Source organism: Streptococcus sp. sy010, assembly GCF_007859175.1.
GTDB lineage: Bacteria > Bacillota > Bacilli > Lactobacillales > Streptococcaceae > Streptococcus.
The window spans coordinates 13,304-36,501 of the sequence record NZ_VOHO01000001.1 but is presented as its reverse complement, the minus strand read 5'-3'; the positions used below and the strand labels follow the sequence as shown (position 1 = coordinate 36,501).

Genomic DNA, 23,198 nt, shown 5'->3' with positions numbered 1-23,198 from the left:
TTTACTGTTAGTTTACTTACCTTAGTGTGCGTCTTAATCAACCCAAACGTCTTCAAACGCAACTGACAATTCTGGATCTGGACTATTCACGGCAAATTCATAAGCATCGTCAACTTCTTTGACCACTTGTGCATCAATCGCATCTAATTCTTGATCAGTGGCAAATTTATTTTCAGTCAAATAAGCACGGTATTTGAGCATTGGATCTTTTTTCTTCCACTCATCAACTTCTTCTTTGGTACGATAAACTCCAGCATCTGCTGTTGAGTGACCAAACCAACGATAAGAAACCACTTCAACAATAGCAGGTCCATTGCCACCACGCACATGTTTTACTGCTTTTTCCATTGTTTCATAAACTGCCAAGACGTCATTGCCGTCTTCACAATAGAATCCTGGAATACCATAGGCTTCTGCACGCGTATAAAGGTGAGGGGTATTGGTCGCATTTTTAATATCCATTGAGATACCATAACCATTATTGATGATGAAGAAAATCACTGGCAATTTCCAAGTTGCTGCCATGTTGATAGACTCATGGAATGAGCCTTCATTAGTTGCACCATCTCCTGAGAAAGCGACCGCAATATTATTTGTTCCCTTGTATTGTTGCGTCAGGGCAGCACCAACTGCTAGAGCGTAGCCACCACCAACAATACCGTTGGTTCCATAGTTACCTTTTTCAAAATCAGCCAAGTGCATAGAGCCACCACGTCCCTTAGACACACCTGTCACTTTACCAGCTAATTCTGCCATCATTGCATTCAGATTCATATCCTGAGCAATACAGTGACCGTGTCCACGGTGGTTTGAGAAGAAGACATCATCATAGGTCAAATGAGCCATCGCACCAACGTTGGCTGCTTCTTCACCAACGGAGAAGTGAGTCATCCCTTGAACGAAACCTCGACGAACAAGTTTGTTAATTCGCATATCAAATTCTCTGATACGTTGCATTTTCAAATACATTTCCAAATGCTTCTCTTTAGAAATCGTTACCATATTGGCCTCCATAAATTATTTTTACACTCTTATCATACCTTAAAAATTCACAAGACGCAATTATTTTTAATAGCTAAATCATCATCATGTAAAGGTTTACCAAGAAAATAAAAATAAGTTTTTCACAAACTTTTTTGATGACTTAGATTTTCGCAAATGATTCTCCAATAAAAAAGATTCAAGTGGTTAAAAAATCACTTGAATCTGCTTTTTGATAGTTTCTGAAACCGTTACAAAATTATTTCATCATCAGTCAGTTGTTGGCCACTATTTTTATGAAAGAGAGCCATTAAATCTTGAACCGTTAAATGCTGCTTTTCTTCTCTCTGCACATCCACCACAATTTGACCACGATGGAGCATGACCAAACGATTACCGTATTGGATAGCATTTTCCATATTATGCGTAATCATCAATGCTGTTAATTGATGATTTGTCACAATTTTTTGGGTTAAATCCATCACCATGTCACTGGTTTTTGGATCTAGGGCAGCCGTATGTTCATCCAAGAGTAACAGTTTTGGTTTCACCAAGGAAGCCATCATCAAGGTCAAGGCCTGTCTTTGCCCACCAGATAAAAATTGGGTGTCAACCTTCATCCGATTTTCAAGCCCTAAACCGAGTTCCATTAAAGCTTCTTTGAAAATCTTGCGATCACTGTCTTTAACACCCCAAGAAAGGCCGCGAGAAAGACCACGCCGATAAGCAATCGCCATATTTTCCTCAATAGTCAAGCGTGAGGCTGTTCCCATTTTTGGATCTTGAAAAACACGGCTAATCTCTTTTGAACGTTTCGAAGCTGGCAGGTGTTTAATAGACTTGCCTTCTAGCAAAATATCGCCTGAATCAGGGAAAAGTGCCCCTGCCAAAAGGTTCATAAAGGTTGATTTACCCGCACCATTACCACCAATAATGGAAATGAAATCTCCCTCTTTAACCTCAAGATTTAAGCCACGCAAGACATGGTTTTCATTGACTGTTCCTGCTTCAAAGGTCTTGTGAAGATTTTGAATCGATAAAAGTGTCGTCATAGGGTCCTCCTAAGCTTGTCCATTTATTTTTGGGCGACGAATATTAAGTTTTTTCTGCAACTCTGGCACATAAAGCACAGTCGCTAGCAAAATAGCAGAGCAGAGCTTCACTAAATCAGCGTCCATGCCAGGAATTTCCAAAATAGCTAAGATAATCAAACGATAAATCACCGCTCCTAGAACCACAGACAACAAACGCCAACCAAGGCTGAGATTACGCAAAATCACTTCAGCAATAATCACAGATGCCAAGCCAATAACAATTGTTCCTGTTCCTGAATTGAGATCGGCATAGCCATTATTTTGCGTTAAAAGAGCACCACAAAGAGCAATCAAACCATTTGATATCATATAACCATAGATTTTCATGGTATTGACTTGAATGCCATTGGATTCGCTCATTGGAATATTGTCCCCTGTTGAACGGATAGCCAAACCAATTTGAGTATTCATAAAAAGGGTTAAAATAGCAACAACCAATAAAATCGCGACCACACCAATCACTAAAACGGCATTGGTTTTAGTCAGACCTAACCCTTGAAGTTGAGTGACTAAGGTTTCTTGTCTAAGCAGGGCGACATTGGCCTTGCCTAAGATTTTCAAATTGATTGAATAAAGACCTGTCAAGGTCACAATCCCCGTCAAAAGCGGCGGAATTTTTAGTTTGGTATGTAGCAAGCCAGACAGCAAGCCAGCTCCCATTCCTGCTAAGATAGACAAGAAAGTTGCTAACAAAGGATTAACACCATTGACAATAGTTGTCGCACAAACCGCAGCTCCCAAGGGATAAGCACCCTCAGCCGTCATGTCTGCAATTTCTAAAATACGAAAGGTTAGATAAACACCGATCGCCATGACCGACCAAAGTAAGCCTTGCGAGATGCTTGATAAAATAATATCCACACTTTTCTCCTTTTAATGTTGACAGTTAAGTAGGCACTGGTACCTACTTTGCTGTCTTATTCTTTTAATAGATGACTTATTTTGAAATAGATAGATTAGAAGTATCAATCCCTAACTGCTTAGCAATGTCTTGATTGCTATTTTAACTATTTGACGACCCAATGCCTCATAGTTAGTACTATAAGTCAATAGACCACCTTGATTCACCATGTCGGTCGATCCACCAATGACTAGCACCTTATTTGCAACTGATAAGTCACCAATCATGGTCCTGGTTGACGCAATGGTATTATCTGTTGATACAAAAATGGCACCTACATCCTTCATCAAGCTAGATGTTATGTCTTGAACATCATTTGAAGAAGTAATTCCTTTAAGCATGACTTGATAACTTGCCTTTTCTAGCAGTTTTTTAGCTTGCTTGACTTGCACTTCAACATTACGTTCACTTGTTGTATAGAGAATACCAACCGTTTTAGTAGTTGGTAAGGCTTGCCCCAATAATTCGATTTGTTTATCAATAGGGGCTTGATCACCTTGGGCATTTTGATAATTCAAAGTGATTTTTTCGCCCTCTTTGTAGCCATTGGCTGCCAATTCATCCACAAAACCCTTACGTGCTACGGTCAAGGAATCATGTTCCATGTATTGCAAAATCCCAATTTTAACAGAATCTGTAGAATTTGACTGCTTACCTGTTGCAGAACAAGCTCCTAAGCCAAGTAGAGCCAAGCCTGCTAATGACATAACTGCCAATTTTTTTACTGTTTGATACCCTATAGCTATCTTCTTTTATTGTTCTAAAGCTTCAATACTTGCTGGATCAATGCCAATCGCCTTAGTCATCTCATCATTGATGGTAATGGCTGCCGTATTTGGTTTTTGAACGGCTAAGTCAGCTGGTTTTTCCCCTTCAAGAATCTTCACAGCCAACTCACCAGCTTGTACCCCGATTGCCTTGTAATCAACACCGTAAGTAAAGAGTGCCGCATCAATCACTGCCGCATCACTAGCCATAGCTGGTACTTTTTTCTCTTTCAAAATCTCACCAATCGTTGAGGCTGTTGAAGCAACGACATTGTCGGTTGGTAAGTAAATAGCATCAACCTTGTCAGCCAATGAGGTCATCACTTGTTGCACATCATTACTAGAGGTCACTGTAGCTGTTTCAACGCTAAGCCCTTTAGCTTCAAGAGCTTTTTTAGCCTGTTCAGCCTGAACTTCAGAATTGACCTCACTTGAATTGTAGAAAATGCCCACCGTCTTGGCAGTTGGTACGACCTTGACCAACATGTCAATTTGTTTTGACACATCTGTCGCATCAATAGAACCTGTCATGCTGCTCTCAGGTTTTTCTAAAGATTTCACCAGTCCTGCTTCCACTGGATCAGTCACTGCTGTAAATACAGATGGTGTTTCTGAATCAGCATTCAGTAGGGCTTGGGCTGCAGGTGTTGCGATGGCAAAATTCAAATCATTTTCGCCAGCTAATTTGGTAACCATGGTTTGAAGATTGGCTTGATCACCTTGGGCATTTTGCACATCAAGAGTTAAATTGTCCCCCTCCTTGTAACCTGCCTTCTCCAAGGCTTCAACGAAACCTTGTCGTGCAGCTGTTAAGGCCTCATGTTCAGCGTACTGAATAACGCCTACCTTAACAGCGTCAGACGAAGACGATTGGCTATTGCCACAAGCGGCTAAAGCAAGTACTGATAAAAATGTAACAGAACCAAAAATAAGTTTTTTAAAAATCATGATTATTCTCCTATAAAATAAATGAATGAGTAATGGAACAAAAAGGGACCGCCTAGCATGCTATCTAGACGGTCCCTACACTTTTGTTGTATAGTAAAACAGATAAAATACTCTTTCTGTGCCATCTAGATTTAACATCTATGAGGCACACGTCAAAACAACCACAGCCACATAGATACAAACTTACGTTCCCGTGTTTGTATCCATGTTGTTATACATGCCTACAAACACTATCTAATAATAGCTGTAGAAATAAGTATTGACTGCTTGATTTTGACTAGTCAGTAACATATCTGTTCTCCTTTCCCTTGTTTAAGATATAGTTATCATACCTATTTTTTTCTCGCTTGTCAATAGAAAAATCTTGTTTTTTTCATTTTTTACTGATTTTAGAGCAAAAAACGACACTTATTTGAGATATTATTCGTTTTTTAGCTTAATTCTTCCACCAAAAACTCCCATTGCATCATCAATTCTTCTTGTTCAACGGTCAACTGATTGACCTGTTCTTGTAGGTCAATCAAGAGTTGAGCGTCGTTGGTTGCCAACATATCTTGATTGAGCAGGTCCAAATCAGACTCTAATTGTTCTAGACGGTCTTCTACTTGGACTAATTGGCGTTCTTTTTTACGCTTTTCTTTTTGCTCTAATTTTTGTTGCTGATAGTCCTGACTGGCTGCTACAAGCTTGACTTGATTGTTTTCTTCTTGAACTTCCTGCTCTGCCTTTTTTTCTAAATAATAATCATAATCGCCTAAATAAAGTGTTGTTCCTGTCGAAGAGAGCTCGACGACCTTCGTTGCTACACGATTGATAAAATAGCGATCATGACTGACAAAAAGTAGAGTGCCTTGGTAGTTAATTAAGGCGTCCTCCAAGACTTCCTTGCTATCAATGTCTAGATGGTTGGTTGGTTCATCAAGAATGAGAAAATTATTATTTTCCATGGAAAGTTTAGCCAATAAAACACGCGCTTTTTCACCACCTGAAAGCATGCCTACTGTTTTTTTCACCTCATCTCCTGAAAAGAGAAAGGCACCTAAACGATTACGGATATCAACTTCTGGCGTTGTAGGAAATGCTGACCAAAGTTCTTCTAAAACTGTATTAGAGGGCGTTAGTGCTGTTTGATTTTGATCATAGTAGCCCACCTCAAGATTGGCACCAAAATGAGCCTGCCCCTTCAAGAAATCAATCTGACCTAGCAAAGATTTAAGTAGCGTTGATTTTCCAACCCCATTTGGACCAACTAGAGCAATGGCATCGTGTTTACGCACATCTAGACTAATCTCTTGCGCCAAAATCTCTTGATCATAACCGATGGCAACTTGATCTAGATTCAAGACTTGATTTCCCGACACCTTGTCAATCTGAAAGGTCATATTAGCTGAGTCTTGATGATTTTCTGGCTTATCCAAGCGTTCCATTTTCTCCAGTTGCTTGCGACGAGATTGGGCACGCTTGGTCGTTGAGGCTCTTGCAATATTGCGTTTGACAAAATCTTCTAATTTGGCAATTTCCTTACTCTGCTTATCAAAATTCTTTTGCTCGGTAGCTAGTTTTTCAGCTTTCAAATCCATGAATTTTGAATAATTACCAACATACATATCCAAGCCATTTGGTCTTAAATCTGCCGTCTTAGTGGCCACCTTGTCAAGAAAATAACGGTCATGACTGACAATCAAAAGTGCCCCTTGGTAGTTGGTGAGATAATTTTCCAACCAAGCCACTGTTTCAATATCCAAGTGATTGGTTGGCTCATCTAGCACCAGAAGTTCTGGTTTTTCAAGTAACATTCTTGCTAGGGCTAGTCGTGTTTTTTGCCCACCAGAAAGATCTGACACTGGCATATCCCACATACTTTGGTCAAACTTGAAACCATTGAGCATTGCTTTCAAGTCACTTTCATAGGTAAAACCACCCTTGACCCTAAAGTCTTCTGCCAAACTATCATAGGACGTCATCAAGTCTTGTAAGGCTTGACCAGTCAACTCACTCATTTGCTCTTCCATGTGACGTAGGCTTTTTTCCTGTTGACGCAGGTCAGCAAAAACAGCCAACATTTCTTCAAAGATGGTACCTTTGGCATTAAATTGGGTATTTTGAGCTAGATAAGACAGTGACAAATCTCGTTTACAACTAATCTCTCCTGAGGTAGCACTTTCTTGTCCGACTAAAATTTTTAATAAGGTTGATTTACCTGCACCATTGCGACCAACTAGAGCAATGCGATCACGTTCATCAATTTGCAGATTGATATTTTGAAAAAGAACCTCCCCTGCAAAAGAGCGTTCCACCTTGTTTGCTTGTAAAATAATCATAGCTTTATTATAACAAAAAAGCCTAGAAAAGATGGAAAATTTATCATCCTTCTAGACTGAATTGATTAAGATTGGTATAACTCAACCAAGCTATTAACATCCGTTGCTTGAATGCTGTAATTGGAACCCGATGACTGCATAACAGAAAGTTCATTATCATTGTGAGATAAACCAATCGCATGACCCAATTCATGCTCAGCAGTATTGACCACACGTTCAAAGGTATAACCATAAGTATCATTCAACAGATAATAAGCATTCAGTCGAATATCTGCATAAACAATACGCTTGGTTAAGGCATTGAGTTTTGTTTCTGCTACTCCTGCTGCTTGAGTATTGGCATCCATATCATCTCTAGCGATAATATCTGCTGTTTGCTCATCGTTGGTTAGCGTAAAGGTAAAGGCTCCTGTACTGTTCCAATTAGCAATAGCTGTCTGATAGGCTGATACTAGAGTTGGATCCGTTGATTGAATATAAATGGTAGCTTGAGGTTTTGACCACCTCACTCCTTCTTGACTTTGATAAAAATCTGTCGAGAGATTTTGTAAATTTTCACGTAAATTAGTAGTATCTGTGGGGAAAATCTGTGAAATACCACTAACAACATTAGACAACTGATTAGCAAAGTCAGAGGTACTATTATTGATATACCACCAGAAGCCCCATAAAATCAAAGCCAGTAAAACTGCCGTCTGAATCAATCGCCAGATTAAATTCCAAATCAAACGTATGATAAACCTAGGCAACCACAGTAAAGATTTTAGCAAATGAACCATTAGTTAACTCTTTTCCAGTGAAATTTCCTAAAACATGAGATTGATTATAGCAAGATTAACCAGCAATTTCAACGAAAAAAATGACCTTTACAAATTTGTCATCATTATGACAAACGTTCTTCTTTAACGTAATCAATTGGTAACATTTCTAAAAAGACCTCTAATTGTTTTTCCCAGTAGTACCAATCATGCGTGCCATGACCGACCTGATAATCTAGGTATATTCCTGCTGCTTGCAAAGCCTTAGCTCCTATCTGATTGGCGTCAAAAAGAAAATCTTCTTGCCCACACCAAGCATAGAATTTGGTTTGGTTATCATGGTTTTTGACCATATTGACCAAGAAATGTTCTGATGTGTCATCTTGATTTGCCCCAAAAATCCCTTGCCAGTAAGCTAAATCTGATCTGGTTTGATCCTGCAGACTGTCTAAATCAAAAGACAAGGCTCCAGAAAATGAACCCGCATAAGCAAAACGATTGCTTAAAAGAGCTAATTTAAAAGCACCGTAACCTCCCATGGACAAACCTGCGATAAAGGTTTTAGCACGAGATTGACTCATATTAGGGAAAAAGCGGTGCAGAACTTGAGGCAACTCCTTGGCTAGCGCATCATAATAAGCTAGACCATACTGAGTATTGGTGTACCAAGCCAAATCTGTTGACGGCATGACCACGATTAAATTGGTCTTGCGTACCAAGCGTTCAATCGCTGTTCGTTTGAGCCAAGAATTTTCATTTCCTGCCATACCATGCAAGAGATACAGCATAGGAATGTCTTGACTTGTTGCTTCTTCTTGGCTAAGGTCACTAGCATCAGGATAGATGACATTGACCTGTCGCATCATGCCTAACACATCTGAATGGTATTCAATTTTTAATAAAGCCATAAATCATGTCCTTTCTTGATATAAAAAGCTAGGAGCTTATTTCCTAGCTTGTTCTTTTAGCGTACTTCCATAATGACTGGCAAAATAGCTGGTCGGCGTTTGGTCTGCTCAAATAGAAACTTACTGATACTATCACGAACTGAACCTTTCAATTCATTCCAATCAAAGTTAGGTTGGGCAAGGTAATCTTCAACAACTGTGTTGACCAAATCAGCACTTTCTCTTAAAATGTCACGACTCTTTTTAACATAGACAAAGCCACGCGTATGCACCTTGGCTCTTGAGATAATCTTACGTTCTCGTTTATTGACCGTCATGGCTACGATAAAGATACCATCTTCTGACAAAATCTTACGATCTCGCAAGACAATATTGCCTACATCACCAATGGCATTGCCATCAATCATGACATCTCCAGCAGGAATACTCCCTTCATGCAGGAAGCCCTCTTGATCATAGACCATGATATCCCCACGTTTCATGATGTAAATGTTCTCTGGTAAAACGCCAACTTCCTGTGCCAACTCAGCATGGGCCTGCAAATCACGATACTCACCCTGAATCGGAAATAGGTATTTAGGTTGAAGGAGGTTAATCATCAGCTGCAAATCACGGCCGTTAGCATGACCTGACACACGCAGATTTTGTGTGATGAGTTTAACTGAACCACCTGCCTTGTAAATCAGATTTTCAACTCGTGCCACCATAGCTTCTTTAGCAATGCTTGGTGTGGTCACGACATAAACCAAATCCCCGTCTTTAATTTGAACATAGCGGTGACGCCCAATCGCCATCTTACGCAAGCCATTGATTGGCTCACCCATCTTACCTGTTTCTAGGATAATCAATTCATGGTCTTCAAAACGATTGATGTCCTTCGGTTTGATGATTAGGCGTTCGTTAGCCAAAGACAATTTTTTTAGACGCATGGCAGTACGAACAATATTTTCCGCATCAAAACCTGTCAAGACCACACGACGACCATTAGCTGCTGCTGCATCAAAAACTTGTTGAATTCTCACTAGATTACTAGCAACTGCTGCCACAATAATGCGACCATCCGCATCGGCGATGACTTGGTTCATCTCAAGACCAACTTCAGCCTCACTGGCAACTTGAACGGTACTAGAAGCATTGGCAGAGTCTGATAAAAGGGCTAAGACGCCTTCTCGACCAATTTCTGCCAAACGACCCAAATCTGTCTGATAAAGTGAACTAGCAGCTTGATCAAATTTGAAATCCCCTGTATAAACAATCTTACCTTCTGCTGTACCAACAACAACCCCTAAACTATCTGGTATCGAGTGGGTCGTTTTGAAAAAGGAAATGGTGGCATCATCAAATTCAATTTCCGTTTCACTGTCAACAACATGAAATTGATTAAATTTCTTACTACCTTCATTATTTTTTACTACCAACTTGGCAAGTTCAATGGTGAGTTGCGAGCCAAAAACGGGCACCTTAACCTGTTGCAAGAGGTAAGGAAGGGCACCAATCGCATCGGCATGACCGTGAGTTAGGAAAATCCCTTGCACACGTTGTTTGTTTTCAATAAGGTAGTCAAAATTAGGAATGACCACATCAACCCCAAGTTGCTCATTTTCAGGATATTTCAACCCTGTATCCAAAATAAAAATCGATTCATTGACTTCAACTAGGTAGAAATTTTTTCCATTTTCTCGGACACCACCTAGAGCTATAATTTTAATTTGACTCATATCTTCTCCTTGTCTGTAATCTTATTATGCTTAAAATGACCAGTAGATTGGCTACTGGTATTATGACAAACGGTCCTTGGCTAAGCAAGTCGATTTACTGTTATAATCTCTTCCATTATATCATATTTCACATGAAAATAAAAACTAACCTTTTTGTCAAAAGGTTAGTCTCTCTCTTAATCAAAAATGCGATAATAATCAGCAATACTCAGTTGAGCTTTTTCGTCTTTGTTCAAGTCTTTGACAATCTTACCATCTTTCATGACCAATAGGCGATTGCCATATTTCAAAGCGTCTTCCATCTGATGAGTAATCATCAAGGCAGTTAATTGGTCTGTCTGAACAAAGTTATCGGTCAACTGCATTAACGACTGACTGGTCTTAGGATCTAGGGCTGCCGTATGTTCATCTAACAGCAACAACTCTGGGCGTTTGACGGTTGCCATCAAGAGACTAAGGGCTTGACGTTGACCACCTGACAATAGCCCTGCTGGCGTATCCAAATGCTTGTCCAACCCATTGCCAATCTTGCCAAGTAGCTCCTGAAATTCACCCTTATATTCCTGCAATTGACGCGACACAAGGCCTCTTTTTTGCCCTCGAAACTTGGCGATGAGCAGATTTTCAGCCACGGTCATACGTGGAGCAGTCCCCATCTTAGGATCTTGAAAGACACGTGAAAGGTGGGCTGCTCGTTTTTGTGCAGACAAGTGTGTCACGTCTTCACCCATAATAGCAATGCTACCGCTAGTCAACATGAGTGTCCCTGCAATGACATTAAATAGAGTAGATTTTCCAGCCCCATTACCACCTAAAATGGTTAAAAAGTCCTGTTCATAAATGGTCAAACTAACATCGTCCAAAATGGTCTTAACTTCATCAAACCCATTATTAACCACGACACTCGCATTTTTAAGTTCAATAATTTTTTTCATCGGGATAGGCTAACCCCTTTCAAGAATTTTTTCTTCAGCTCTGGAATCATCAAACAGATTGCCAAGACTAAGGCACTAAATAGTTTGAGATAGTTGGTATTAAAACCAAGAGCCACAACTAACCAAATCAAAGCCTGATAGCCAATTGACCCCACGACAAGAGAAATCAAACGTTCCAAAAGGGTTAAATTAGCTGATAAAACTACCTCACCGATAATGATACTTGCCAAGCCAATGACAATCACCCCAACGCCCTTAGACACATCAGCGTAGCCATCTTGCTGACTAATCAAAGCTCCTGCCAAAGCAACAATGCCATTAGAAACAACCAGTCCCATGACTTCCATTTTATCGGTATCAATGCCAAAACTACGAGCCATATCACGATTATCTCCAGTAGCGATATAGGCTTGACCCAGACGCGTATAGAAAAAATAAATCAGACCCAAAATCACCAAAAAGTTAAAAATCAAACCCAAAACCAAAAGGTTGAAACTATTGTCTAAAGGTAATAAGTCCGGCAAGGTAATGGCATCTAAAAGCCCCAAATTAGCCCTACCCATGACCATTAAAATAATGGAATGACAAGACGTCATCACCAAGATTCCCGCTAAAAGCGTCGGAATTTTCCCCTTGGTATAAAGAAGGCCTGTGACCAAACCTGCCAAACAACCTGCAAGAATAGCCATTAAGGTCGCTAAAAGAGGATGGACACCCTGTGTCATCAAGGTAACAGCTACTGCACCGCCCAAGGGAAAGGAGCCTTCTATTGTCATATCAGGAAAGTTCAAGATCCGAAAGGTCATATAGATCCCAAGACCCAAGACGGCCCAAAGTAAGCCTTGTGAAATGGTGGAAATAATCATACTAACTCCTTTATTCTTTAGTAGGACTATTGTAGCATATTCTCACCAGACCGTCTATCTCATCTCCTTGTCTATCTAGGCTCAGACATTTATGATATAATGATTAAACTAGACAAAAAAGGAGAATTGCATGTCTTTTGATGGCTTTTTTTTGCATCACCTTACCCAAGAACTTCAAACTCAACTGGTCGGTGGACGGATTCAAAAGGTCAACCAACCATTTGAGAGAGAGTTAGTCCTCACCATTCGTCACCATCGACAAAATTATAAACTGCTACTTTCTGCACATTCTGTCTTTGGTCGTATCCAATTAACGCAAACTGAGTTTCAAAATCCCAAACAACCCAGTACCTTTACCATGATTATGCGAAAGTACCTTCAAGGTGCTGTCATTGAGCAACTGAAACAAATTGATAATGATCGTATCTTAGAAATCAGTGTTTCCAACAAAAATGAAATTGGCGATCACATTGAGGTCACCTTAGTGGTTGAAATCATGGGCAAGCATAGCAACATTATCCTGTTAGACAAGGGACAAGGAAAGATTATCGAATCGATTAAACACCTTGGTTTTGCCCAAAATAGCTACCGTACCATTTTACCTGGTGCAACCTATCTAGCTCCACCACCAAAAAACAGTCACAATCCATTTACCATAGCTGATGAAAAACTCTTTGAGATTCTTCAAACGCAAGACTTGACTGCTAACAATCTTCAGCAACTTTTCCAAGGCTTAGGACGAGATACAGCTAACCAACTAACACTTGCCTTGGATTGCGACCGTAAACTCAAGGCCTTTCGAGCTTTCTTTAACCAAGAAACTAAACCTACTCTGACCAAGAATAGTTTTTCAGCCGTCACTTTTTCAGACAGCCAAAAATCATTTGCTAATTTTGCCCAACTCCTAGATTATTTTTATCAAGAAAAAGCTGAAAAAGACCGTATCAGCCAGCAGGCCAGCGATTTGATACAACGGATTCAGAATGATTTGGAAAAAAATCGTAAGAAATTGAACAAGCAAAGTCAAGAGCTAGCCGACACTGACTTGGCAGAAGATTTTCGTCAAAAAGGCGAACTACTGACAACCTATCTCAGTCAGGTTCCCAATAATAAAGATGAAATTATCTTAGACAACTACTATACCGGCCAGCCAATTACGATTGCCCTTAATCTTGCCCTCACGCCGAATCAAAATGCCCAGCGTTATTTCAAAAAATATCAAAAATTAAAAGAAGCTGTCAAACATCTAAAAGGACTGATTGAGGAAACCAAAGAAACGATTTCTTATCTTGAAAGTGTTGAAGTCGCCCTTGCTCAAGCTTCTTTGGATGATATTGAAGACATTCGAGAAGAATTGATTCAGACTGGCTTTATCAAACAAAAAAATCGTCAAAAACTCCACAAGCGTAAAAAACCTGAGCAATATCTGGCAACCGATGGTAAAACCATCATTTTAGTTGGACGCAATAACCTTCAAAATGAAGAATTGACTTTCAAACTAGCCAAGAAAGGCGAGCTTTGGTTTCATGCTAAGGATATTGCCGGAAGCCATGTCATCATCAAAGACAATCTCAACCCCAGCGATGAGGTCAAAACAGACGCAGCGGAACTAGCTGCCTATTATTCTAAGGCTCGTCTATCCAATCTTGTGCAAGTGGATATGATTGAAGCCAAAAAACTCCATAAACCTACGGGAGCAAAGCCTGGATTTGTTACCTATACTGGACAAAAAACCTTGCGAGTCACTCCTATTTCAGAAAAAATTCAAAGCATGAAATTAAACAAAAGAGATTGATAAAATATCAATCTCTTTTAATTGTCATCTAATAAGTCATACATCTCTGTATCATCAGGAACAAATGTCAAATATTGCTGAACCACCAAAGCCAAGTCTTTTTGATAGCCAAACTCCCTTAACAGATAGGCATAATCTTTTAGAAAATCAGGATTATTTCCCAAATCCTCTGTCAACGCCTTATAAATAGCCAGAGCCTTGTCTTCCTCGTCACTAGCCTGATAGGCCTTGGCCAAGGTCCACTTGGTTAATGCCCAATCATTTCCCTCATCAACCAAGGCAATAATCTCTGAATAACGTTCTTGCTCCAAGTAAAGATTAGCTAGAGCTAGGACTACTTCTTCACGATCTTCCACCACGGCCTCTGCCTTGATGAGATAGTTTTCAGCTCCAACTTGGTCATGATTTTCATAAGACAACTGAGCAGCTAAGAGCAGTAATTGCCCATCAAATTCATTTTTAGCTAGGCCACCTTGAACGAGAATCAAGGCCTCTTCTAACTGGTGATTGGCATGGAGAGAACGAGCATAAGCTAACTCATAGCCTTCAAAATCAGGACTCATGGTTTCTAATTGTTTGAAATACACATTAGCTCGTTGATAATCCTCTTGCTCACTCAAAAGACTGGCCAATTCAAAAACCGTCTGGTCATCATACTCAATCTCAACAGCCTTGGCTAAAAACTCAATCGCTGCTTCAATCTTACCCAAATGGGCATAAGAACGACCAATACGTTGATAGGTGGAAATCCCTGTCTCTGCTAGGATTGCTCGATTATCCAGTTGGGCATAAGTATCAATGGCTGCTTGAAAATTTTCCAAACGATACTCGATTTCAGCCAAACCTAGTTTAACCAGTGGATCAGTACTCAACTGACTGGCTAAAAGTAATTTTTCCCTAGCTACATCCGTCAAACCTTCACTGTCATACAAGTCAGCCATAATCAGCAGACTAACCACATAATCCGGACTTGTCGAATCAACTTGATCCAGATAAAAGAAAGCCTCTTCTATCTGACCATCCTCAGCTGCAATTTCAGCCAAGCTCAAATAAACTTCTGGAAAATCATTTTGAATTTGCTGATAAATGGCTTTGGCTTCTTCATAAAAGCCAATTGATTGCAAATAAGTCCCCAAGTCCAATAAGGTTTCTTGGTCATCTGAATGTAAGGCTCGCTGAAAATATTTCTTTGCTCGTGTCAAATCACCCATTTCCAAGGCTGCCAACATTTTTTCACTATTGCTCATCTTGACTGTTTGCCTCCTCGTAAAGCCCACTAGCTTGTTTGTACCATTCAAACATTTCTTTGACCACTACCTTGACGGAAGCATAAAATGGAATTCCCAAAAAGACACCCCAGACACCAAAGATAGATCCTGAAATCAAGAGAATAAACATAATGGTAATAGGATGAATGCTGAGCTTGCTACCTAGAACTAACGGGGTTACAAAACGACCTTCGACCGTTTGTTCAATGGTAAAGACCAACAAGACCTTGGCTAGCATTACAGGCCCATCAACCAAGGCTAAAATCACAACAGGAATCATCGCCAAGAAACTTCCCAAGTAAGGAATCATGTTCAAAATACCTGCCAAAACCCCAAGTGTGAGAGCATAGGGGAGATTGATTAAGCTAAACATGATTGAAAACATGATACCAACCACAATAGCTACCGTCACCTGTCCCTGAACATAACCAGATAGTTGTTCATTGATCCCACTTAAAATCCGAGTGGCTGACGGACGCATTTTAGTTGGGATAATAGAAACCAATCCCGTTTTCATCTGCTGGCTATCTCTTAGGAAATAAAAGAGAATAAACGGTGCAATGATAATAGCAACTGCAACCTTGGCAATGGTCGCCGCTAAACTTCCCAGCCACGACACCGCATCTCGTGAAAAGGTCTCTGCATAATCAACAGCTTTTTGACTTAAATTATCCACGACATCTTCAAGTTGTGGACGGAAATTAGCCAAACGTGGATCTTGTAACAGTTGTACTGCCTGCTTTTCCACCTGTCGAGTGTAGGTTGGCAAATTACGAATAAAACTCATCACTTGCTCTTGAGCCATGGGCACAAAATTGGCAAGTACCAGTAGCACACCTAATAACACCAAAATAAAAACAAAGGCAATCGCTGCTACACGCTGCATCCCCCTTCTTTCAATCCAAGTCACCATCGGCTCTAACAGATAATAGAGAATGGTTGACATTACTAAAGGAAGCATGACGGCTGCCCCCAAGTAAAGGACTGACATAAAGACCGAACTGATTTTTGTAAACACAAAAATATTCAAAAACAGAAGTAACGTAATCAATAGCACAGATACTGCTTGATTATGTAACAACCATTTTGAAAACCAACTTTTATCAAACTGCTTCTCGTTTTGGCTCATAATTCCTCCATTTGATAACTAACAAGACACCTTGCTTTTTCTCTAAAAATTGCTACTTATCATAAAAATAAACCTGCTGATCCAGTAACTGCCCATCTTGATAAGAAAATTTTGCAGAAAAGAAGGGGCTATCTTCTAGAATCCAAGAAAACAGTTGATAATCCCCCTCCCATGTAGGCTTGGTCAAAACTTGATCGTAAGGTACCCAAGCTAAGTTGCCTTCTGGACAATCAGACAACAAGTCACCTGAAAATGCCGTCACTCGAAAAACGTAGGTATACCAATCTTGATTTGGTGTAAAATTTGGAAATGTCACAATCCCTTTAAGGATCATCTCTTCCACATTTAGCCCCGTTTCTTCTGCCACTTCACGCCTAGCACAATCCTCTGGACTCTCACCAGCTTCTAGCTTGCCACCGACAGAAATCCATTTGCCATAGTGAACATCATCTTGGCGTTTATTACGATAAAGAAGGAGAAATTCCTTGCCATTATCAATGTAACAAATGGTCGCTAACTTTACCATGAAACTCCTCCTTCTTTTTTTCCATTATATCAAAATGTCAACAATAAAACCAATTACAAAAAGACTTAACCCATGAGTTAAATCTTTTTGTTAATTATGGTAAAAACTTACCTGCTGCTAGATACAGGCGATACCATTCTTTACGATCCAGTTCAATCTCACTAGCCTTAGCAATATTTCGCAAGCGTTCTGGATTCATAGAACCAAGGATAACTTGCATTTTAGCAGGATGACGAAGAATAAAAGCTGTCGCAATCGCTTCAACGGAGACACCTTTGGCTGTTGCTAATTCTCTCAACACTCGGTTAAGCTCTGGATAATCAGGGTGGTCAAAAAAAGTGCCTTTCACCAAATCAATCATAAACGGCGACCAAGCCTGAATGGTCACACCATGTAGGCGGCAATAGTCCAAAATACCACCGTCACGATTTGTTGCTCCATCACTCAACATATTAACCTGTAACCCACTATCAATCATAGGTGTATGAACCAAGCTAAACTGTAACTGATTGACCAAGAGTGGCTGATCCATATAGGCCTGCAAATGCTCAAACTGGTAACGATTGACATTACTCAAACCAAAATGGCGCACCTTGCCTTGCTCCTTTAGATAAGTAAAGGTTTCAGCCACTTCTTCTGGTTCCCAAAGAGTATCCGGGCGGTGTAAGAGCAAAAGATCCAAATAATCCGTTTGCAAACGTTCCAAGATACCATCAACAGATTGCAAGATATGCTCTTTTGAAAAATCAAAAAATCCCTGACGAATCCCACACTTGGACTGAATTATCAATCGCTCACGGTCAATCCCCATATCCTTAATGGCTTGACCAAACAATCGCTCTGACTGCCCCTTACCATAAATATCAGCATGGTCAAAAAAGTTAATCCCCAAATCTAAACTGGTTTGAATAACTTGTTTAGTTTCTTCCAAATCAAGACTTGCCATTCGCATGCAACCCAAGGCAAGACGTGAAACTTCTAATGCTGACTGACCTAATTGTAATGTTTTCATCAAAAACTACTTTCTTTATCAATATTAGCTTGGGATAAAGATCATTCCAAGCAATAGCTTTATTGTACAGTTTTCATTCTAACATATTTTTCAGTAAAAGAGAGTCTTGAGACTTAATCACATCGACTAGACTCTGCGGCAGTCGCCTTGGTCCACGAATAGTTTTTAAATTATGTTGTTGTAAAATGTCTTGATTAAAACAATCATCAGCATAGGTTTTTAATCGCTCCAACCGCATCAAATAGTTAATCGACGGATTGTCACGTTGACCTTGATTCCTAATATCTGCCTCTAAAACCCTACACAAATAACGCAAGGCACGAGTAGGTGCCGTCATGTAAATCAAGACAACATCACCTGCCTTAATCTTGGCTTTCTGAGTCCACTCAATGCTATCATGCTCCGCAAATTCACGATCAATGTCATAGTACTTAGGATTAGCAGGAATCACCCAAAAATCTGGCCCTGTTTCTTGTGCCAAAGATTTTGGCATAACCAACTGGCGACTCTGATCCACCAACTCAAACAAGTCTTTATCCGACAGACTATCATCTAAAACCACTGAAATCCAGCTTTTCTTAGACATATGATAGGCAGGATAAATTCCCTCTTTATCCAGGTAAGCTGATAATTTTTGAGTTGGAACCTTGAGATTGATGACTTCAACATTTTGATTGGCCAAATCACCAGACACACCCAACTTAGCCAAATTCAAAGGAAAAATCAAAGCATACCACTTGCCCGCCACTCGATAAGAAAGATAATTTGGATGCTTAACAAAAGGATAATCATAATCGTCGCCATAAGTCATTTTCAAATAATTGCCTAAGCGATTAGCTTGCTCTTGCTCAAACAACCGATCCTCATAACACGCTAAAGCAATCTCCTGTAAAACTGCTATATAGGCTTCTTTAACCTGAGTCACAAAAGCCCCCAACTGATATTCACGACGAATAGCTTCATAAGGCTCGTCCATCTCACAGTCCCAAACCTGACCAGAAACTTGACCAGACGCTGACACCCAAACCCTAGCTTCAAAATCACCTGCCATCAAGGTTCGACGATAGTAAAAATCTTGCCCATCCATCACAAAACCAAAAGACATTAGTCGGTCGAACAAGACCCGCTTTTTTGTAAAAATTGACGATTCTAGGGACATAGAGGTTCCTTTCTTATATGCTATCTTAAATATTTGTAAATGAAGAAACAATTAAACTTAATCTATATTAAAGTCTTAGATAGTATCCTCTTTATTTCCGAACGTATCTCTCTATAAACTGTATCTTCTTCGTTTTGAAAACCTCTTCTACTCTCAGAAATCTCTACACAGTTTTCCAAATAAACTTCTAAATTTCTAAATAAATACTCATTAAATTTATCTACATCCATATTATTCTGACAATAGTACACTAAGTCCCCTATATAATTTGATATTTCATGACTTCCTACAGGTGCGTCAAAAATTGATTTCCACTTTTCTGCAAATATTGCATCTTTTAAATTACCTTTAAAATATTGAGGATCATGATATTTTTTACATGTAGTATACCAAGAATCTCCAAGATATTTTTTTATCGTTTCTAATAATTCTACACTAATTTCACTTGAAAAATCTTTAGGATACGTTCTTAAATAGTTAATAGATTTTGAAAAAATTTCCCCTATCTTCTCTTTTTCAATAATATCAATTATTATTAAATTTTTATTATCTGCATAAATTTTATAATGATAATCCCCTATTAAAATTTTTGATCGATAGCTAAAGAACCTCCTCTTAGCAAGTTTTCCTTCGTAAGAATCATATATATTTTCTTTATAAATTTCAGTCTGTTCATCTAATTCATACTGTTCTCCTAGCTCAATTAAGTTGTCTGATAAATACTTTCTACCTAAACTTCTACTATATTCCCTATCTTCCTCAGACTTTACTATACGATAATGCACTCTAATATCTCCAACATTATATTGAAAATAAATCTCCTCATCAAAATAGGTCACACATCTCACAAGAATCATTTCTAACTTAGTTAAAGAAAAGTCATAAATATAGTCTCCTGATTTTTTTGTATCTATATTTTTAAATGCAATATTATCTTCCGGATCGTCCAAACTCCATTCATAAACTAAAATATTCTCTAATGGTACGTCCTTTTCTATAAAAATTTTAATCTTTGCTTGGTTTGAAAATTTATCTTTTTCAACTATAAAATATGGACGAGCTGAAGCTAAACGTTCTTCCTTCTTTTCTAAATATCTCTTTTTCTGAGCTAATTTCTCCTTCTCAATATTTTCTCTATTTTGTTCTTTTTCTTTTTGATTTTGAATATGAAAAATTAAAAAACTAGCATAAATACTTGTCGCTGAAAGAACCACTTCATAATAATTTTTATGAATACTAGACACAAAGTTGTACACATATTCTATCACTCGAAAGTCTTTAAATACAGGTAAAAATAGTAATATTAATAGTGGTAATAATAATAGTAAAAATATTACCTCTTCACGAATAATATGATCAATACTTCTTTTAAAGCTCACAAACTTTCTCTCTTTCATTAGTTAATTTAAGTATACCAAAAAACGCTAGCATCTGCTAACGTTTTCAAAGTTATTAAAACCTTATCCTCCCAACTTCTCCATCTCTTTAATCCGCTCCACTGTAGCGTCATATTTGGTTTGGTAGTCGGTTTGTTTGGCTTTTTCTTTTTCGACAACTTCTGGTTTGGCATTAGCGACAAAGCGTTCGTTGCTGAGTTTTTTGCCGACCATGTCGAGTTCTTTTTGCCATTTAGCGAGTTCTTTGTTGAGGCGTTCTAGCTCTTCTTCCACGTTGAGCAGGTCTGCGAGTGGGAGGAAGATTTCTGCACCTGTAATCACTGCTGACATGGCAAGTTCTGGGCTGGTCAAACCTGATGAAATCTCAAGGGTCTCTGGATTAGTGAAACGCTTGATGTAATTGACATTGTTATTGAAGAACGCCTCCAAATCACTGTCACTTGTCTTAACCAAAATCGTAATTGGTTTACTTGGGGCAACATTCACTTCTGCTCTGCTATTTCGCACCGCGCGAATCAAGTCTTTCAGACTTTCCACACCTTTGTGGGCAGCTTGATTTTCAAATGTCGTATCAACAGTTGGGTAGTCTGCGGTCACGATAGAGCCCTCTTCATACTGACCAAAGATTTCTTCTGTCACAAACGGCATGATTGGGTGAAGCAAACGCAAAATCTTATCCAAAGTGTAAAGAAGAACGGAACGTGTAATCACTTTTTCATCTTCATTATCACTGTACAAGACTTCTTTAGTCAACTCAACATACCAGTTGGCAAATTCTTCCCAAATAAAGTTGTAAAGGCTATGACCTGCCACACCAAACTCGAACTTATCAAAGTTTTCCGTAACCTTGCCGATTGTTTCGTTCAAATTATGGAGAATCCATTTATCCGTCACATTTCCAGCTTGATTTGCCACGACTTTTTTCACATTTGCCGTTGCCGCAGCCAAGGTCAAGCCTTCATTATTCATCAAGATATAGCGAGAAATGTTCCAGATTTTGTTAATGAAGTTCCAAGACGCGTCCATCTTTTCGTAAGAGAAACGGACATCTTGTCCTGGAGCAGAGCCGTTAGACAAGAACCAACGTAACGCGTCTGCACCGTATTTCTCAATAACATCCATTGGATCAATACCATTGCCAAGCGATTTCGACATCTTGCGTCCTTGCTCGTCACGAATCAATCCATGAATGAGAACATTTTCAAATGGACGACGCTCTGTGAATTCAAGTGATTGGAAAATCATACGAGATACCCAGAAGAAGATGATGTCATAACCCGTTACCAAGGTTGACGTTGGGAAATAACGTTTGAAATCTTCAGCGTCTTCATTTGGCCAACCCATTGTCGAGAACGGCCATAGGGCAGAGCTAAACCAAGTATCAAGCACATCTTCGTCTTGTACCCAGCCCTCACCTTCTGGTGCTTCCATGCCGACATAAATCTCACCTGCTTCATTGTACCAAGCTGGAATTTGATGACCCCACCATAATTGGCGTGAAATTACCCAATCATGAATATTTTCCATCCACTGCATAAAGGTGTCGTTAAAACGTGGTGGGTAGAACTTAACCTGATCATCAGTAGCTTGATTAGCGATAGCATTTTTAGCCAACTGATCCATTTTAACAAACCATTGAGTTGATAGACGTGGCTCAACAACGGCTCCAGAACGCTCTGAATGTCCTACTGAATGAACTCGTTGTTCAATCTCGACCAAGGCACCGATTTCTTCTAGTTTTTTGACGACTGCCTGACGTGCCTCAAAACGATCCATACCGGCAAATTCACCAGCTAGCTCGTTCATGCTACCGTCATCGTTCATGACATTGACCTGTGGTAGGTTATGACGTTGACCGACTTCAAAGTCATTTGGGTCATGGGCTGGGGTAATTTTCACCACACCTGTTCCAAATTCTGGATCAGCATGGTCATCAGCCACGATTGGGATTGGTTTATTCAGAATTGGTAGGATAACATTTTTACCAATCAAGTCCTTGTAACGCTCATCGTTTGGATTGACCGCGACAGCCACATCACCGAACATGGTTTCAGGTCGTGTGGTTGCGACCTGAAGCCCGCGTGAGCCATCTTCCAGCATATAAGTCATATGATAAAAGGCACCCTCAACATCCTTGTGGATTACCTCAATATCAGATAGGGCAGTTCTCGCAACGGGATCCCAGTTGATGATGAACTCACCACGATAGATCCAACCTTTTTTGTAAAGCTCGACAAAGACCTTACGCACAGCTTGAGATAGACCTTCGTCCAGAGTGAAACGCTCACGCGAGTAGTCAAGTGATAACCCCATCTTGCCCCACTGGTCCTTAATGGTTGCAGCATACTCGTCTTTCCACTCCCAGACTTTTTCTAGGAATTTTTCACGTCCAAGGTCATAACGAGAAATGCCTTGCTCACGCAAACGCTCTTCAACCTTAGCCTGTGTGGCAATACCGGCATGGTCCATTCCTGGCAACCAAAGGGTGTCAAAGCCCTGCATGCGTTTTTGACGGATAATAATATCTTGAAGCGTCGTATCCCAAGCATGTCCCAAGTGCAACTTACCAGTCACATTTGGTGGTGGAATCACGATAGAATAAGGCTTAGCCTCAACATCTCCCGACGGCTTAAACACACCAGCCTCAAGCCAGTTCTGATAACGACCAGCCTCAACCTCAGCTGGATTGTATTTTGGTGATAATTCTTTCATGTT

At 39.7% G+C, this 23,198-nt stretch carries 19 protein-coding genes; 1 reads left to right on the top strand and 18 read right to left on the bottom strand.

Annotated elements, in window-relative coordinates; translation table 11 throughout:
* Nucleotides 1–33: 33 nt before the first annotated feature.
* The 11 genes from FRX51_RS00215 to FRX51_RS00165 form a co-directional block, all read right to left on the bottom strand.
* Nucleotides 34–1,002: a thiamine pyrophosphate-dependent dehydrogenase E1 component subunit alpha gene (locus FRX51_RS00215; protein WP_146494798.1), complete on the bottom strand. Its 969-nt coding sequence runs from the start codon at nucleotides 1,000–1,002 to the stop codon at nucleotides 34–36.
* Nucleotides 1,003–1,232: 230 nt separating this feature from the next.
* The gene (locus FRX51_RS00210; protein WP_146494796.1) at nucleotides 1,233–2,033 is read right to left on the bottom strand and encodes an ABC transporter ATP-binding protein; all 801 of its coding nucleotides are present in this window, start codon (nucleotides 2,031–2,033) and stop codon (nucleotides 1,233–1,235) included.
* A 9-nt stretch (nucleotides 2,034–2,042) separates the two neighbouring features.
* Nucleotides 2,043–2,936, bottom strand: a complete 894-nt coding sequence (locus tag FRX51_RS00205; RefSeq protein WP_146494794.1) for an ABC transporter permease — start codon at nucleotides 2,934–2,936, stop codon at nucleotides 2,043–2,045.
* Nucleotides 2,937–3,047: 111 nt separating this feature from the next.
* A complete protein-coding gene (locus FRX51_RS00200; protein ID WP_146494792.1) occupies nucleotides 3,048–3,683 on the bottom strand; it encodes an ABC transporter substrate-binding protein in 636 nt (211 codons plus the stop codon).
* Between the two features lie 45 nt (nucleotides 3,684–3,728).
* On the bottom strand, nucleotides 3,729–4,691 hold the full coding sequence (locus FRX51_RS00195; protein ID WP_146494790.1) for an ABC transporter substrate-binding protein: 963 nt from the start codon (nucleotides 4,689–4,691) through the stop codon (nucleotides 3,729–3,731).
* Between the two features lie 431 nt (nucleotides 4,692–5,122).
* Entirely contained in the window at nucleotides 5,123–7,012 is a 1,890-nt protein-coding gene (locus tag FRX51_RS00190; RefSeq protein WP_146494788.1) for an ABC-F family ATP-binding cassette domain-containing protein, read from the bottom strand.
* A 65-nt stretch (nucleotides 7,013–7,077) separates the two neighbouring features.
* On the bottom strand, nucleotides 7,078–7,791 hold the full coding sequence (locus FRX51_RS00185) for a M57 family metalloprotease (protein WP_146494786.1): 714 nt from the start codon (nucleotides 7,789–7,791) through the stop codon (nucleotides 7,078–7,080).
* A 104-nt stretch (nucleotides 7,792–7,895) separates the two neighbouring features.
* Nucleotides 7,896–8,678: an alpha/beta hydrolase family protein gene (locus FRX51_RS00180; RefSeq protein WP_146494784.1), complete on the bottom strand. Its 783-nt coding sequence runs from the start codon at nucleotides 8,676–8,678 to the stop codon at nucleotides 7,896–7,898.
* A 56-nt stretch (nucleotides 8,679–8,734) separates the two neighbouring features.
* Nucleotides 8,735–10,396, bottom strand: coding sequence for a ribonuclease J (locus tag FRX51_RS00175; RefSeq protein ID WP_146494782.1), 1,662 nt, complete (start codon nucleotides 10,394–10,396; stop codon nucleotides 8,735–8,737).
* Between the two features lie 176 nt (nucleotides 10,397–10,572).
* A complete protein-coding gene (locus tag FRX51_RS00170; protein ID WP_146494780.1) occupies nucleotides 10,573–11,331 on the bottom strand; it encodes an ABC transporter ATP-binding protein in 759 nt (252 codons plus the stop codon).
* The gene (locus FRX51_RS00165) at nucleotides 11,328–12,197 is read right to left on the bottom strand and encodes an ABC transporter permease (RefSeq protein ID WP_146494778.1); all 870 of its coding nucleotides are present in this window, start codon (nucleotides 12,195–12,197) and stop codon (nucleotides 11,328–11,330) included. The genes FRX51_RS00170 and FRX51_RS00165 overlap by 4 nt, the downstream gene beginning before the upstream one ends.
* Before the next feature lie 130 nt (nucleotides 12,198–12,327).
* Between FRX51_RS00165 and FRX51_RS00160 the strand changes: the two genes are divergently transcribed.
* A complete protein-coding gene (locus FRX51_RS00160) occupies nucleotides 12,328–13,992 on the top strand; it encodes an NFACT family protein (protein WP_146494776.1) in 1,665 nt (554 codons plus the stop codon).
* A gap of 17 nt (nucleotides 13,993–14,009) precedes the next feature.
* Here the strand turns inward: FRX51_RS00160 and FRX51_RS00155 are convergent, their stop codons facing one another.
* The 7 genes from FRX51_RS00155 to FRX51_RS00125 all read right to left on the bottom strand — a co-directional run bounded on the left by FRX51_RS00155 (nucleotide 14,010) and on the right by FRX51_RS00125 (nucleotide 23,195).
* A complete protein-coding gene (locus FRX51_RS00155) occupies nucleotides 14,010–15,239 on the bottom strand; it encodes a tetratricopeptide repeat protein (protein ID WP_146494774.1) in 1,230 nt (409 codons plus the stop codon).
* Entirely contained in the window at nucleotides 15,229–16,389 is a 1,161-nt protein-coding gene (locus tag FRX51_RS00150) for an AI-2E family transporter (protein WP_146494772.1), read from the bottom strand. Before FRX51_RS00150 ends, FRX51_RS00155 begins: the two co-directional genes overlap by 11 nt.
* Before the next feature lie 52 nt (nucleotides 16,390–16,441).
* Nucleotides 16,442–16,915 (bottom strand): 8-oxo-dGTP diphosphatase, encoded by a 474-nt coding sequence (locus tag FRX51_RS00145; protein ID WP_146494770.1) that lies wholly within the window; start codon nucleotides 16,913–16,915, stop codon nucleotides 16,442–16,444.
* 94 nt (nucleotides 16,916–17,009) lie between these two features.
* A complete protein-coding gene (locus FRX51_RS00140; protein ID WP_146494768.1) occupies nucleotides 17,010–17,927 on the bottom strand; it encodes an aldo/keto reductase family oxidoreductase in 918 nt (305 codons plus the stop codon).
* Nucleotides 17,928–18,000: 73 nt separating this feature from the next.
* A complete protein-coding gene (locus FRX51_RS00135; protein WP_146494766.1) occupies nucleotides 18,001–19,086 on the bottom strand; it encodes an MmcQ/YjbR family DNA-binding protein in 1,086 nt (361 codons plus the stop codon).
* A gap of 62 nt (nucleotides 19,087–19,148) precedes the next feature.
* Nucleotides 19,149–20,483, bottom strand: coding sequence for a hypothetical protein (locus tag FRX51_RS00130; protein WP_261379767.1), 1,335 nt, complete (start codon nucleotides 20,481–20,483; stop codon nucleotides 19,149–19,151).
* 63 nt (nucleotides 20,484–20,546) lie between these two features.
* A complete protein-coding gene (locus FRX51_RS00125) occupies nucleotides 20,547–23,195 on the bottom strand; it encodes a valine--tRNA ligase (RefSeq protein WP_146494764.1) in 2,649 nt (882 codons plus the stop codon).
* Nucleotides 23,196–23,198 lie beyond the last annotated feature (3 nt).

Excerpts from the sequence above, each read along its gene's own strand:
- FRX51_RS00175 (WP_146494782.1), bottom strand. The coding sequence starts at position 10,396 with ATGAGTCAAATTAAAATTATAGCTCTAGGTGGTGTCCGAGAAAATGGA.
- FRX51_RS00200 (WP_146494792.1), bottom strand. The coding sequence starts at position 3,683 with ATGTCATTAGCAGGCTTGGCTCTACTTGGCTTAGGAGCTTGTTCTGCA.
- FRX51_RS00150 (WP_146494772.1), bottom strand. The coding sequence starts at position 16,389 with ATGAGCCAAAACGAGAAGCAGTTTGATAAAAGTTGGTTTTCAAAATGG.
- FRX51_RS00140 (WP_146494768.1), bottom strand. The coding sequence starts at position 17,927 with ATGAAAACATTACAATTAGGTCAGTCAGCATTAGAAGTTTCACGTCTT.
- FRX51_RS00185 (WP_146494786.1), bottom strand. The coding sequence starts at position 7,791 with ATGGTTCATTTGCTAAAATCTTTACTGTGGTTGCCTAGGTTTATCATA.
- FRX51_RS00135 (WP_146494766.1), bottom strand. The coding sequence starts at position 19,086 with ATGTCCCTAGAATCGTCAATTTTTACAAAAAAGCGGGTCTTGTTCGAC.
- FRX51_RS00160 (WP_146494776.1), top strand. The coding sequence starts at position 12,328 with ATGTCTTTTGATGGCTTTTTTTTGCATCACCTTACCCAAGAACTTCAA.
- FRX51_RS00210 (WP_146494796.1), bottom strand. The coding sequence starts at position 2,033 with ATGACGACACTTTTATCGATTCAAAATCTTCACAAGACCTTTGAAGCA.
- FRX51_RS00170 (WP_146494780.1), bottom strand. The coding sequence starts at position 11,331 with ATGAAAAAAATTATTGAACTTAAAAATGCGAGTGTCGTGGTTAATAAT.
- FRX51_RS00145 (WP_146494770.1), bottom strand. The coding sequence starts at position 16,915 with ATGGTAAAGTTAGCGACCATTTGTTACATTGATAATGGCAAGGAATTT.
- FRX51_RS00180 (WP_146494784.1), bottom strand. The coding sequence starts at position 8,678 with ATGGCTTTATTAAAAATTGAATACCATTCAGATGTGTTAGGCATGATG.
- FRX51_RS00155 (WP_146494774.1), bottom strand. The coding sequence starts at position 15,239 with ATGAGCAATAGTGAAAAAATGTTGGCAGCCTTGGAAATGGGTGATTTG.
- FRX51_RS00165 (WP_146494778.1), bottom strand. The coding sequence starts at position 12,197 with ATGATTATTTCCACCATTTCACAAGGCTTACTTTGGGCCGTCTTGGGT.
- FRX51_RS00130 (WP_261379767.1), bottom strand. The coding sequence starts at position 20,483 with ATGAAAGAGAGAAAGTTTGTGAGCTTTAAAAGAAGTATTGATCATATT.
- FRX51_RS00125 (WP_146494764.1), bottom strand. The coding sequence starts at position 23,195 with ATGAAAGAATTATCACCAAAATACAATCCAGCTGAGGTTGAGGCTGGT.
- FRX51_RS00195 (WP_146494790.1), bottom strand. The coding sequence starts at position 4,691 with ATGATTTTTAAAAAACTTATTTTTGGTTCTGTTACATTTTTATCAGTA.
- FRX51_RS00190 (WP_146494788.1), bottom strand. The coding sequence starts at position 7,012 with ATGATTATTTTACAAGCAAACAAGGTGGAACGCTCTTTTGCAGGGGAG.
- FRX51_RS00215 (WP_146494798.1), bottom strand. The coding sequence starts at position 1,002 with ATGGTAACGATTTCTAAAGAGAAGCATTTGGAAATGTATTTGAAAATG.